A 12,848-nucleotide genomic window follows, 5' to 3' on the forward strand; every position below is an offset into this window, starting at 1 on the left:
GACCACAGCCTTGACTAAACATCAAAATTTAGATTTGCCGGCATTTTTTCAAGCGAAACAATCACAGGTTGTGTAAGCCGGAAGGTGTTTCCAATACACCGCAGGCAGGAGTCGCATGCCACCTGATCGCGCCCAAGAGCTGCCAGTCAAATTAGGCGAGTACTGGTTTTTTCAGAAGATGGCCCGCCTGATTGGCAGGCACGGAGAGGAAATCTGTCTGCGCCCGCAATCCGCACAAGTGCTTGACCTGCTGGCCGCCAGCATCGGCCGGACCGTAAGCAAGACCGAGCTTTTTGCTGAGGTCTGGCCAGAGATCAGTGTCACAGAGGACAGCCTGTGCCAGTGCATTGCGGACATCCGCCGTGCGCTGGGTGACAAACAGCGGACCATTCTGCGCACTGTGCCGAAACGCGGCTATGTTCTCACGGCGTCCGGCGGTTTCGATTCGAAGCAGTTGAATGATCCGGCCCCGGCAGGCCAAAACACGGTACTTGCACTCGAGGCTGCAGGCGGCGTGCTGACACCGGATATTCTTGGCTTGCTGGGCCCCGGAATTGTCTGCGGGCTGGCGTTTCATCAGCGGGCCAGCCGGCGCCAGCTGCTGGTAGCTGAACTTTCCGGAACCGGGGCCGCTATCAGCTTGGCGCTGAAATTGTCGGAAAAAATGCGCCGCCAGGGCGGACATTCGGAGAGCCGCATCGCGCTCGACATCGCCAATGCGGCGCCCCCCGGCGGCCAGGAAGTGCCCAGTCTGCTGGCAGAGCCCCGGGCCAGTCGGCTCGTCAGCCTGGCGGCTCCCGGAGAGGTTCTGGCAACGGCTGGCATCAGGGAGGCCGCTCAGGACGGTACCAGCTGGAACTTCGAGGACTTGGGTAAGCGGTGCATTAGGGGGGAAATGGTGCATGTATTCCAGGTTACGCCGGTCACATCAGTAGCTGGGGGCCTCCGCAGCGCGGCGGAGGGCTGCCGGCCGTCGGTCGCGGTGATCCCGTTCCGGGCGCTGCCGACGGACCAAGAAGACATTCTGGGGGAGATGCTGGCTGACGATATCATCTCGACCCTGTCACAATCGCAGGAGCTCAACGTGGTTTCCCGACTGGCCGCCACCGCGCATCACAAGCGGGATCCGACCCCTGCGGACCTCCGGGATCGTCTTGCCGCCGATGCCGTCCTCTCCGGGCGCTACACGCAATCTGGCGGGCGGCTAGTGCTGAGGGTGGAGCTCGCGGACACGCGGTCGCAAATGGTGCTGTGGGCGGACCGGATCGAGGCCGAGTGCGGCGCAGTTCTTAAAGATATGACAATCGCTTGCCGAATTGCGTCGGGCCTGCGCACGGCGCTGGGTCTGATCGAGCCCCGGCAGGTGCAGATCTATCCGGCCGCCTCGCTTGGCAACTGCATGTAAGGGCATCTACGGTTGCCGCCCGCGATACCGGAGCAAGAATCGCTCAGGCTAGGGAGCGGGTTGCGTATTCCTGAGGAGCCGCCCGCCCAACCCCGTAGCATGCGCCCATCTGTTCCGGGTGAATTGCTCGGTCCTGACACGTTGCCATGCTGCCCGGCACCGGCAGCAATCCTGACGGCGCCTTGCGCCGGTTCTGCTGCATCCAACGGGGCAACGTCGGGAAGCTGCCCCCGCAATCAACGACCATCTGCTAGCGGGGCAGCCCTTTGCTCAGCAGCTGTACCCACTGCTTCGGCGTGGAATTTTCCGGCCGGCCGTGCTGCTATCTGTGTCCTCCTTTGCGGCACGGCACGCGGTCACAGAAGCGGCACCCCTCCGTGGCAAGTCCGCTCCGATCTAGTCCTGGCATCTGTTCGTTTGATGTTTCCACCTGCCATCCGGCCGGTAATCTGAACACGGGTTCTGATGCCGCTTTTTCCACTGCTCTCAATCAACTACACAACGATATGGCATTAGCATTTGTTCTGCCATTGTTCTGAAACACTCGGCTCAGAATGGTTAAGTGCTATGAGGCCAAGAGAATTTTATGAAGGTGCGGCTGTTGACGCGGTTCTGTGTCTTTTTTGGCGAAAAAGCAATGCTGCAACTTTCATGAATGATCGGATGGAAGCAACCGGCCTGTGTGGCAGTACCATATACAGCCCCTTTGGCGGCAAAAAGCTCTTTGCGCTGGCCCTTAAAGAGTACCGGCGAGTGACCACCGAAAATATTGCGATGATCTCCCGGCCCGGTGACGTGAGAACCAGCCTCCGGAGACTGCGTCTATCGATCGTTGCCGACGAATTGAGTCTCCGCGAGGGCTTTGGTTGTTTCGCTGCAAACAGCAGCTTGGAGGTTTCCGGCCGGGATCCGGAGCTCAGCGCGTTGGTGGCGCAACCTTTCGAGCGACTGGAGGCCGGGCTGCTGCGGCCTCTGAAGCGAGGGCAGAAAGCCGGAAAAATTCCGGCCGATAAGGACTGCCGAATGCTGGCACGGTATATTGTTGCTGTAATTCAAGGAATTAGGGTTGTCAGTAAAGGCCTCCTAGAGACCTCCTGCCAACCTTACTTGGAAAGCATCGTCGAAGCGGCAATCAAATCGCTGTAACGGCGGCATGAAGTTCTCCTTTTGGTTGTTGACGGTTGTGGAAGGATTATTCCGTAACGGCATCACACCCCGGCCACCAACGCGGTCTGTACGCTGCGACGGTCGGCTGGACCCGGCAAACGGCGGTTAAACATGCCAATTGAAGCAAAATCTGCAACGCACTGCCCGCCGCGCGTGGCGGTTCTGGGAGCCGGGCTGACGAGGGCGCCGATGAGCCGCAACATCGCGGCGGCTGGATGCCGTGTTACGGTCTGGAACCGCACGCCTGGCAAAGGCTCTGCCCTTGGCAATACATAATATTGCCCCTGCAGCGGATTCCGCCGAGGCGGTCCGTGGCGCCGATATCATTGTAACCATGCAGAAAGACGCCTGCGCCATTGCAGAGGTCCCGTCCACGCTGCCGGATGCGAAAAGCGTACCGGAGTCCCCTTATACTGGCTGCAGATGAGCACGGTCGGCCCTGCGGACCTGCCCGGGCTGCAGTCTTTGGCAGACCGCAAGGGGCTTACATTGATTGACAAGCCAGTGCTCGGCACTCGCTAGCCGACCGAAGCCGGGCAGTTGCTGGTATTGGCAACAGGGCCGGAAGAAACGCGGGACGCCGTGCGGGCCTGTTCGCGGAATCCTCGGCAGAGATGATGGCCGGGCTTTGGGGTATTCTGTTTTCGAGCGGTGTCTATTGGCCGCTTGGCTCAGATTACCCGGCGTACCGTCTGACATATATGATCCGCGACGCCGGTATTGGTGTGATTGTCACCCAGGAAAAACTACGCGGCCGCCTGGCGGAGATGATCCTGCCGGGGTGCCCGTGAGCGCCCTGGATGCGATACCCGGAGGGGAAGACAACTATTGCCTGCGCGATCCTGCTCTGCCGCAGGGCGTCCCCTCACTGCTGCAGGCGCTGGTGGATCTGCCGCAATTCGAAAGCTGAACCATACTCACCAACTTGTACAGCGGCGGTGAGGCCCTGACACGCAAGCTGGCCGCCTGGTGAATCTCTATGGTCCCTCCTAATGCCCATAAACGCAACCGCTCCTACAGTTGACCCGGCGGCGTTGCCAACGGCCCAGAGATGATCCCGGCCGGCCTGCCCGTTGCCAAAACAAGCTGCAGGGTGCTGTATAAAACTGGCGACCTGATGCGGCGCAACCCGGACGGCACGCTTCAATTCCAGGGCCAGGCCGACAATCAGATCAAATTCCGCGGTTACCGGATTGAACTGGATGAAATCCTGCCAGCGATTGAAAACCACGACTGGGTCAAGGCCGCCGGGGTAACCGCTCTGGGCTTTGGCGTTCCGTATACCACGCCAGTTGACATGTCCTTCCTGGCAATCGCCCTGATGGGCGTTGGCATCGGCATCTGGTTCCCGCTTTCGATCATCGTGGCCATTGACCATGTTGGCGATCCCGCAACCGCGGGCAACTTTACCTCATTAGTGCAGGGCGGCGGTTATTTCCTGGCAAGCTTTGCACCATTGTTAGCCGGTGCGGTCCGCTACTCTACCGGCAACTGCAAACGCTTCTCCACCATGCTGCGCAGCGTTTCCCTGGACCGCAGTCTGCGTGTGGCCGGCTGACACCAGTTCCTCCCAAACAGGTTCTATCCTGCTGCGCTATCCCCGTTGCTAAACCGGGATAGTACATTTGTGGCAATGCTGGTTCAGCAAAATACAGCTAGAAAGCAGAACCGCTCTGGTGCCGGTTCAGGGTATTCTAGCACCTGTATTTGCCATGCGCGCTGAACGTTCCGCTTCTGCCGTGATTTGCACAGCGCATTTGCGATTGTCACGGGCTTTCTGGCAACGGCTGTGATGACGTCCTTATGTCGTTTGCCAGCATCGAGAAGATTGTTGGCGAAGATCTTATGGGCTGGATTGTGATGGCTGGCGACGAGGGCGGCCTGGAACATCACATGCCGCAGCAAGCACCGTCTGCCTGCAATGGCTCGCTTGCGGCGCTTTGCTCCAAATGGGCGCGAGGCCAGTGAGGGCAGCAGGCTTTTCCCCGGATATTTGGCCGGGTTCAGGCATTTCGGCAATCAGCATGGTGCTAGAAACGGGGCCGATCCGCGGGTCAGGTCGAGCAGACTATCACCTCGGATGCAGAACTGACCGAGACTGTGGGTATTGGAACAAACGGGCAGTATATGGGCTGCCGTTCAAGGTTTCAGCGGCGACAGTGGTCACCATTGCCGCCGATCCCAAGCGGATGGGCGCACTGGGGGGCGGGCGAGACCAGTGTGTTGCACGTCTGGAGTTCTGCTCTGCCCCCCCACATCCACATGATCGTGCCCGGTGGCGGCTTGCCGCCGGACGGCGGGAGATGGGTGGCCTGCAAGCCCGGGTTCTTTCTGCACGTGCGGGTGCTGTCGCGCCTGTTCCGGCGTCTGTTTCTCGACGGTCTCATGGATTTGCATCATGCTTGGCAGCTTGCCTTCGCGGCCTGGCTAGCTCCGTTCTGCAAATCCGAATGGGCGGTCTATGTCAAACCGCCCTTCGGCGGCCCCGAGGCAGTCCTGGCCGACCTAAGCTGCTACACTCACTGGGTCGCCATCTAGAACCCACGCCTGGTCAGCGCCGATGCCGATAGCGTCGCCTTCCTCTGGAAGGATAACCGCATCACCCATGTTTTTGATCGTATTCATCTGACGCCGCCGACAAGGCGCCGATATCCTGGCTTGCGATGTGCTCTCTCAGAGCAGCAAATTTCGCTTCATCCCAATTGTACAGGTCCAGCTCCAGCAGCCTCGCAACAGTAGCCTCGGGAAAGCGCTGGCGAATTGGCTTGGCGGGGTTGCCTGCAACGATTGTGTAGGGCGCAACGTCCTTGGTGACGATCGCCCCTGAAGCGACCACGGCTCCCTCGCCTATCGTGATTCCCGGCATGATCATTGCCCGCATGCCGATCCAGACGCCATCGCCAATTCTGGTGTCCCCCTTGCCAATATAGGCATCCAGGATGACTTCGGGGAAAGGGTAAAGGCTGAACCAATCTGTCCGGTGGGTATGGTTTCCCCCCATCAGGATGACCGCCTCCGCGCCGATACATACATAGTCACCGATGTAGAGCTGGTCGATGGGCCACATCGGCTCCCATGTCTTGAGGCTATATTCGTCGCCGTAGTGGTAGCGCACGACGCTTTCCTCAAACGAGCCGGTCCATGCTGCGCTGTAATAGCTGTGCGTTCCGCGAAGGTGAATATTGGGGTTCTTGACAGTCTCGTGCAGCAGCTCAACCTTTGACCAATGCTTTGGGTGCGTATTTCCGGGTGACATTGTTGTTAAGCCTCCTTCTCTGATTGCGTAGTTGAAATGATGCCGGTCCGGAAATTAACAGCTTGGCCTGACCGCAATCTCTCGGTCAGCTCATATACTCAACCGCGCTATAAAAATCCATCGGACTGGCGCGGGGCAGATTACTACCGGTTTGGCCGGCAGGATCCACATCGCATTCGCCTATGACTGCTTTCTGATTTTCGCCCGGATGCACCTAGAGCGGACGCGGCTACACATAGAAGTTTGGACGAGGAGCTGAGCAGATTTCCTGCTCCCGGGAACCATTCCAACCGCGGGAGGCTGGCGGCAATGCAACGCTGCATAAAAGATTTCTCAGACACAAATGCAATGCCCTGGAGGGGTTAGAAATTCTAATGGAGCGAGCAACAATTTCTCGTTTGAGTGGTGCGATCTCTGTCTGTAGAGCCGCTCCTACCCATATGGGGGCTTAATCAAAGAGGCAGACATGAAATTTCCTACAGCCGCAGCGATCGCGCTGCTGTCATTTCCAGCTGCGCTTGCCGCCGCGCCCTGGACTGAAGCACAAATGCAAGAGCTGGCTGAAAACAGCTTTGCTTCCGTTATCGAGGAATACAACGTGCCGGGGCTCGTTGTCGGCGTATCGCATCGAGGGCAGTCCTACTATTATGCAACGGGCCTTGCCTCCCGCGCGGGCAATATCCCCGCGTCCGCAGATACGCTTTTTGAGCTAGGATCGGTGAGCAAACTATTCAACGTCAGCCTTGCCGCCCTGGCTGAAGCGCGCGGTGACATGGATCTGAACGAGCAGGTTTCCGAACGATTGCCGGATCTTGAAGGCACCGCTTTCGGACACCTGTCGCTGATGGATCTTGCAACGCACAACTCCGGCGGCCTGCCCCTGCAGGTGCCTGAAACTGTAGCAAGCACCGAAGGCCTCGTGGAATGGCTGGCCGATTGGAAGCCAAGCGAAGCAGGCACCCGAAGCTACTCGAATATCAGCATCGGCTTGCTGGGGCATATCACTTCCAATGTCTTGTGTATGGGCTATGCGGATACTGTCGAGCAGGATCTGTTTCATGAGATGGGCCTGCAAAGCACCTGGGTGAATGTCCCTGAAGAGGCCATGGCGCGCTACGCGTATGGCTACGACCGCAAGACGGATCTTCCGATCCGGGTCAATCCCGGGGTTCTGGACGACGAAGCCTATGGCGTAAAGTCCAGCGCGCGCGACATGGTTCGTTTCCTGGAGCTCCACCTGGGGCATGCCGATGCCCCGAAAGATCTCAGCATTGCTCTGGAAAGGACCCGGCAGGGGCTGGCCCGGACAGACGCCTACGTTCAGAACATGATCTGGGAGCAGTATTCTTGGCCCGCCAGCGTGGAGCAGATGATCAAAGGCAACAGCTACGCCTATATCCTGAAGCCGCAGCCGGTCGAGGAAATCGATCCGCCGTTGCCCCCGCAAGAGGATGTCATCCTCAATAAAACCGGATCGACCAATGGGTTTGGAACATATGTTGCCCTTCTTCCGGGCGAAGACTTGGGGGTGGCGGTTCTGGCAAACCGGAACATCCCGAACGAAGCCCGCATCCGGGCGACTCACGCCTTCATCCAGCGCGTGCTCGCAGATCGGCAGTAGTGTGAACTGCGCCGCCGTTCACTTGCAAAGCGGCGGCGGCGGCACTGAAAGTTTCCGTGAATGAAAAAAGTGATCTTCGGCTTCGCCCTGCAATTGGTTAGCGCGGTCCCGCTTGAAGCGCTCGATGCCTGGTCTCTCGAAAAATGCAGCATCTACAAAAGGGCATGGAGCAGCTACGATGCCGGGCTTCCAGAACTCAGCACGGGATTCCGGGCTTCGAACAAGGCGTTCATCTTAAGCGGCTGCCAGGCCCGGGTATCGGCCTGCCCCTTAAATGACGCCGACCTGGAGGTTGCGGATCAGCTCAGCTGGATCATGGTGATGCAGGGCGCACCGGGTTCATTCCTTCCGTTCTCCTGCAGCCAGCCTTCGCAAACAGCCAGTTGAGCCCGGCGGGTTCTCATCTTGCAGGAACAGATGGGAAAAGCGAAGCTGATGCGGCCAGCCCGATCAATCCGGAATGTAGGAAACCAGCGCATGGACCGTCCCAACCTGCCTTTGAACGCCCTGCGGGCTTTCGAGGTCGCCGCGCGGCAGGGGAGTTTCACCCAGGCGGCTGTTGAATTGCGGGTCAGCCAGGCAGCTGTGAGCCATCAGATCAAAGGGCTGGAAGACCTGCTTGGGGTGCAACTTTTCACCCGCACGCCGAAGGGCCTGCTCCTGACGGACGAAGCTATGGCCCTGTTCCCCGTGATCAACGACAGCCTCGACCGGGTTGGGCGGGTACTCGACGGCTTTCTTGACGGGAGGTATCAGGAGACGTTGCATGTGGGTGTTGTCACGACCTTTGCCGCCGGCTGGCTGATGCCGCAACTAGCCCGTTTCCGCAGCGCCCATCCGGGGGTCGACCTCCGTATCTGGACCAACAACAACCGGGTGGATATTTCCAAGGAAGGCTTGCATATGGCAATCCGTTTCGGCGCAGGGCGCTGGAGCGGGATGGAGGCCGTTCCGCTTATGGAAGCACCGTTGACGCCGCTTTGCTCCCCGCGGCTTGCAGAAAATCTGAAAAAGCCTGCTGATCTGCACGGCCAGGTTCTCTTGCGCTCTTACCGCGCAGATGAGTGGCCAGCCTGGTTTGATAAGGCCGGAGCAGCCTGCCCCAACCTGTGCGAGCCGATTTTTGACAGTTCCATCGCCATGGCGGATATTGCCGAAACGGGAGCTGGAGTTGCGCTGCTTTCCCCGGCAATGTTCGGCGAGCGATTGGAAGCCAGGCGCTTGGTCGCGCCATTTTCCGCTTACATAGAAACCGGGCGCTACTGGCTGACACACCCAGCTCATAAACCTCCCACACCGGCCATGATCAGCTTTCAGGAATGGCTTCTCGACCGTATTTCCAGGAGCCCTGGTCAGGCTGCACAGAAGGCGGGCTTGCTTGAAGAGTAATGCCGATCTTGTCTTTCGGGTTACTGGGACCAATCGTTGCGCCAACTTCGGATCTGCGGCGAATGACATGGTGTGTTTGCGGCGGCCGCTCTCTCTGGGCGAACGCGGTCCGATAAGATCGGGCTCTGTAAAACCAGCCGTTAAAGAGAACGACCATGTTGCATTATGTTGGTCTGGACGTGTCCGTCAAATCCGTGTCGATCTGTGTTGTTGACAGGGAGCGTAAGGTGCTTGCGCGTGGTGGGACCAGTTCGGATCCGGACGTAATCGCATTATTCATTTCGGTGCATGCCGCTGGGCCGGAGCGGTTTGTGCATGAGAGCGGCATCCTGGCCATCTGGCTCACCCGCGAACTGGAGAAGCGCGACCTTCCGGTCATCTGCATTGATGCCCGGAAAGTGCACAAGGCGCTGTCGGGGCGGATCAACAAGTCCGATCCCGGTGATGCCGAAGGGCTGGCGCAGCTGGCCCGCACCGGCCGGTTCAGCCGGGTTCACATCAGAAGCGAGGCGTCGGAGCGGGTTCGCGTGCTCATCGGCGCTCGGGAGTGCCTGATCCGGATACGCAAGGACCTGGAAGCGCATGTTCGCGGTGTGATGAAGGTTTTTGGGATCTATATGGGTTCAGTTGGCCGTGCAAGCCTGCGGCAGGGCTTCCGCGATCAGTTCGCTGAGGCAGGCCAGACCAACCCGGCACTCGGCGTGATGGCCGGCATGTTCATCCCGATCCACAGGCCCTGTGCGCGGCTATGGAAGCGAGGGATGAAGATCTCAGGCTCATCGCGCGCGAAAGCGGCCTTGCCCGCCGTCTCATGACCGTCCCGGGCGTTGGGCCTGTCGCGGCGCTGTCCTTTATTGCAACCCTCGACAATGCAGACTGCTTCCGGAGATCGCGAGACGCCCGTGCCTTCCACGGCCTCACGCTGAGGCGGCACCAATCCGGCGACATGGACTGGCCCGGCCTGATATCAAAATGCGGCGACCGTGACCTGCGCAGACTGCTCTACTCCGCTGCCGCCAGCTTGATCACGCAGGTCAGAAAGCCGTCGCAACTGCGCACTTGGGCCAAGAATTTGCAAGACCGGAAAAGCTTCAAGAAAGCTGCCGTGGCGGTGTCACGAAAACTCGCTGTCGTCATGATGTGCATCTGGCGTGACGGGACTGTCTTCGAACCAGAAAAGGAACTCATCGCCTGACACCAACTGAGACGCCGCCCGCCAGAGACAGGGCGGGTTCAGCGTCCTTCGGGACGGCGGCGGATCAAGCCCGTCCAGGATGAGGCGCCGGTAGAGGCGGGACAGAACCCGGACGGAGAGGAAGAAGTTCCTGCGGCAGGTGATTGCGCAGCAATCTGCCGGGAGGGGTTACGATCATGTGGACATGCGGATGATGGGTCACGCCGGAGGCGTGCTTTCAGCACGACGCCGAGCCCCAGATGTGCAGGACGGATGTGATGCCGATCCGGGCACCGAGGTGCTTGGGCCCGGCGGCGATCCGGATCACCGTGTCTGCGCTTGGCCGCATCAGCAGGTTGTCGATCTCCCGCGTTCGCCAATGTCTCTCCGACCATTGGCACTCCATGTGTACGAGACGTATTGCAATTGAAGTTTGCCCAGGGGCTGAGCGGGCCGCCGCCCAAGGGCCGGGGCGACGGCAGCCTTGAGCTTCTGCTTTTCCCGGCGTCCCCAACCGTGCCGGACCCGGACCGCCCCCCTTCCCGACTGGCCGCTGACCGGCAAGGAGCTACGCAGGCGCGGGGTCACCCGAATAAGGCACGGCCGGTGTCCTCCATCCGATCGATCCTGAAGACCTGCCCCTGAAGCCTCCCAATATCCGTCGCACCGAAGGTGCGCCAGTTCGTCAAAGATGCGCGTCTCCGGCGTGACCCCGGACTTACTATCACTGAGAGGGAGGTACAACTTGCTGGCACATCCCGCATCAGGCCGGCTGGAGGTTATCGGCGGCCCAACCTTCGCCGGCGCCATCCTCGGCCAGCCTGCCAATGGGCGTGAAGTGGCTGTCCGAGATGGCGTGAAATCACCGCCCAAATTCCGTGAAATACGCAAACAGACCTGCTCAGCCCAGCAAGAGTTCGGGCAGCCACAGGGCCACGGAGGGCACGAAAGTTGTCAGCATCAGCGTCGGCAGCCAGGCAAAGATGATAAACACCAGCGTCGGCCACAGCATCTTCGCAACTGGGGTTTCTGACACCTGCGCGCCGAGATAAAGCAGCGGCGCCGTCGGCGGCGTGATGTTCGCCATGCCGAGGTTGACACCAATCACGGCGGCGAAATGGATCGGATCCATCCCCACGCTCTGCGCAATCGGCAACAGGATCGGCGTCGACAACAGCAGACCTGAAATATCATCCATCAGCATCCCGATCAGGATCATCACGACATTGATCATCAGCAGGATCACGATCGGGTTGTCCGACACGGAATAAACCATCTGCTGTGCGATCTGCGGCGCGCCCTGGGCGATCAGATTGTCGGAAACGATCAGCACCATGAAGATCATGATCATCACCACCCCAATGGTGATACCAGATTTCTCGATAGTCCCCATCAGCCCCCGCCACGTCAGCCCGCGGTAGAAGTAGATCGCGATCGGGATCGCATAGACCACGGCAATGCCCGCCGCTTCGGTCGGGGTCATGATGCCGCCATAGATGCCGCCCAGGATGATGACAGGCATCATCAGCGCGGGGCCCGCAAAACGCCCCTGCGCTTTGAGCGCGGGTAAGAAGGGCGAAGGCCGCTCGGACAGTTTGATGTCGCCATGTTTGCGCAGCATGTAATGGTTGGTGATGATCAGCAGGGTGATCAGGATGAAGGCGGGGATCACCGTCGACAGAAAGCATTTGAGCACATGCTGCTGTGCCACCCAGCCATAGAGAATATGGTTGGAGCTTGGCGGGATCAAAAGCCCCAGCGGACTTGCCGCAACCAGCAGCGCCGCTGATTTTCCTTCAGGGTAGTTCGCTTTTTTCAGATGCGGCAGCATGATGCCGCCGATGCAGGTCAGCGTCGAATTGGCGCTGCCCGCAATGGAGCCGAACACCCCGCAGGCCAGCACGGCCGCCGCGCTCAAGCCGCCCTTGAGGTGGCCGACGAACATTTCCGCAATCGCCACCAGCGGCGCCGCGATGCGGCCGCGCTCCATGACGCCGCCCGCGATCATGAACAACGGAATGGCCAGCAGAACCAGCGACCGCAATCCGGTGGAGCCGGTCGGCAGATAGCCGGTGATCGACTGATCGCCCACCAAAGCGATGAACATCAGCACTGCCCCAAAGGCCACAAAAACGCTGACACCCAAAAGAAGCATGGCGCAGACAATGACAAGACTTCCGACGATAATCATGACTGCGCCTCCTTGTTCAGATCAGATTTCAGCGGCAGGCCGAGGCCTTTTCGAATGTGAACGTAAAGGTAGGCGGCCGAAAACATCGCCATGAAGCCAAAGGCAATCATGATCGCGATGCGCCAGGAGACGAAGGGAATGCGCAGCGCCGGCGTCGCCCGCAGCCGCGGAAAGGAGAAGTCATCGACCAGAGAGACGTAGCAGGCATACACGATGAAAACCGTGACAGCCATCTCAATCGCGAGAACCAAAAAGCCGCGCCACCAGATCCAACGCGGATTGGTGATCACCACATCAAGTATATCTGCATTGATGTGCAGCCGGCGCTCTGACGCCAGCACGGCGCCGGCAAAGAAACCGACGATGCTGATCGCAAGCAGCCACTCCTCATATGCGAAAAGATCACCGCTTAGCCCGTAGCGCACAATGACAACCAGACCAAAGGTCACAGCCATCAACGCACCGGCAATGATGACGATCGCTTTCATTAGATACAGAGCCCAGTTCATCGGCACCCCGATGACGCGCGGCAATTCGTCCGTTACTCGGGCCATCTCGCCCCCTTTTTGGCGGTTGAGCGCTCCGAAAATCGGCATTCCAGGATAGCTGTGCTGCATGGCGCAATCCCGATTGTGCCAGCGTACC

15 protein-coding genes and 2 pseudogenes are annotated in these 12,848 nt (G+C 59.5%); 13 read left to right on the forward strand and 4 right to left on the reverse strand.

The features are described from left to right. Window positions 1–178 precede the first annotated feature (178 nt). From VOI29_RS06700 to VOI29_RS06735, 8 genes and pseudogenes are all read left to right on the forward strand, one after another. Complete coding sequence (locus VOI29_RS06700) at window positions 179–1,405, forward strand: winged helix-turn-helix domain-containing protein (protein ID WP_323777006.1); 1,227 nt, start codon at window positions 179–181, stop codon at window positions 1,403–1,405. A gap of 651 nt (window positions 1,406–2,056) precedes the next feature. After that, window positions 2,057–2,551, forward strand: coding sequence for a TetR family transcriptional regulator C-terminal domain-containing protein (locus VOI29_RS06705; RefSeq protein WP_323777008.1), 495 nt, complete (start codon window positions 2,057–2,059; stop codon window positions 2,549–2,551). A 174-nt stretch (window positions 2,552–2,725) separates the two neighbouring features. Beyond that, a complete protein-coding gene (locus VOI29_RS06710) occupies window positions 2,726–2,848 on the forward strand; it encodes an NAD(P)-binding domain-containing protein (protein WP_323777010.1) in 123 nt (40 codons plus the stop codon). A gap of 272 nt (window positions 2,849–3,120) precedes the next feature. After that, window positions 3,121–3,363 carry an AMP-binding protein gene (locus VOI29_RS06715; protein WP_323777054.1) on the forward strand — a complete coding sequence of 81 codons (243 nt, stop codon included), beginning with the start codon at window positions 3,121–3,123 and terminating at the stop codon, window positions 3,361–3,363. Continuing rightward, complete coding sequence (locus tag VOI29_RS06720; protein ID WP_323777012.1) at window positions 3,360–3,482, forward strand: hypothetical protein; 123 nt, start codon at window positions 3,360–3,362, stop codon at window positions 3,480–3,482. Before VOI29_RS06715 ends, VOI29_RS06720 begins: the two co-directional genes overlap by 4 nt. 183 nt (window positions 3,483–3,665) lie before the next feature. Beyond that, a complete protein-coding gene (locus tag VOI29_RS06725) occupies window positions 3,666–4,130 on the forward strand; it encodes a hypothetical protein (RefSeq protein WP_323777013.1) in 465 nt (154 codons plus the stop codon). A 245-nt stretch (window positions 4,131–4,375) separates the two neighbouring features. Further along, a complete protein-coding gene (locus tag VOI29_RS06730) occupies window positions 4,376–4,540 on the forward strand; it encodes a hypothetical protein (RefSeq protein ID WP_323777015.1) in 165 nt (54 codons plus the stop codon). Window positions 4,541–4,677: 137 nt separating this feature from the next. After that, window positions 4,678–5,170, forward strand: a pseudogene (locus tag VOI29_RS06735) (transposase); the annotation flags it as partial. A 1-nt stretch (window position 5,171) separates the two neighbouring features. Here VOI29_RS06735 and VOI29_RS06740 read toward each other — a convergent pair. Further along, window positions 5,172–5,828, reverse strand: a complete 657-nt coding sequence (locus VOI29_RS06740) for a CatB-related O-acetyltransferase (protein WP_323777017.1) — start codon at window positions 5,826–5,828, stop codon at window positions 5,172–5,174. Window positions 5,829–6,375: 547 nt separating this feature from the next. Between VOI29_RS06740 and ampC the strand changes: the two genes are divergently transcribed. The 5 genes from ampC (at window position 6,376) to VOI29_RS06765 (ending at window position 10,033) form a co-directional block, all read left to right on the forward strand. Next, window positions 6,376–7,449, forward strand: a complete 1,074-nt coding sequence (gene ampC, locus VOI29_RS06745) for a class C beta-lactamase (RefSeq protein ID WP_323777019.1) — start codon at window positions 6,376–6,378, stop codon at window positions 7,447–7,449. 60 nt (window positions 7,450–7,509) lie between these two features. Further along, complete coding sequence (locus VOI29_RS06750) at window positions 7,510–7,836, forward strand: hypothetical protein (RefSeq protein ID WP_323777021.1); 327 nt, start codon at window positions 7,510–7,512, stop codon at window positions 7,834–7,836. Between the two features lie 90 nt (window positions 7,837–7,926). After that, window positions 7,927–8,838 (forward strand): LysR family transcriptional regulator, encoded by a 912-nt coding sequence (locus VOI29_RS06755; protein WP_323777024.1) that lies wholly within the window; start codon window positions 7,927–7,929, stop codon window positions 8,836–8,838. Window positions 8,839–8,993: 155 nt separating this feature from the next. Beyond that, window positions 8,994–9,653, forward strand: coding sequence for an IS110 family transposase (locus VOI29_RS06760; RefSeq protein WP_323777026.1), 660 nt, complete (start codon window positions 8,994–8,996; stop codon window positions 9,651–9,653). Continuing rightward, window positions 9,650–10,033, forward strand: coding sequence for a transposase (locus VOI29_RS06765; protein WP_323777028.1), 384 nt, complete (start codon window positions 9,650–9,652; stop codon window positions 10,031–10,033). The genes VOI29_RS06760 and VOI29_RS06765 overlap by 4 nt, the downstream gene beginning before the upstream one ends. A 66-nt stretch (window positions 10,034–10,099) precedes the next feature. Here VOI29_RS06765 and VOI29_RS06770 read toward each other — a convergent pair. The 3 genes and pseudogenes from VOI29_RS06770 to VOI29_RS06780 all read right to left on the reverse strand — a co-directional run. Next, window positions 10,100–10,370, reverse strand: a pseudogene (locus tag VOI29_RS06770) (transposase); the annotation flags it as partial. 543 nt (window positions 10,371–10,913) lie between these two features. Further along, entirely contained in the window at window positions 10,914–12,203 is a 1,290-nt protein-coding gene (locus VOI29_RS06775) for a TRAP transporter large permease (protein ID WP_323777031.1), read from the reverse strand. Next, window positions 12,200–12,820 carry a TRAP transporter small permease gene (locus VOI29_RS06780; RefSeq protein WP_323777032.1) on the reverse strand — a complete coding sequence of 207 codons (621 nt, stop codon included), beginning with the start codon at window positions 12,818–12,820 and terminating at the stop codon, window positions 12,200–12,202. Before VOI29_RS06780 ends, VOI29_RS06775 begins: the two co-directional genes overlap by 4 nt. Window positions 12,821–12,848: the final 28 nt, after the last annotated feature.

Source organism: Leisingera sp. (genome assembly GCF_034669605.1).
In the GTDB taxonomy this organism is placed as follows: Bacteria; Pseudomonadota; Alphaproteobacteria; order Rhodobacterales; family Rhodobacteraceae; genus Leisingera.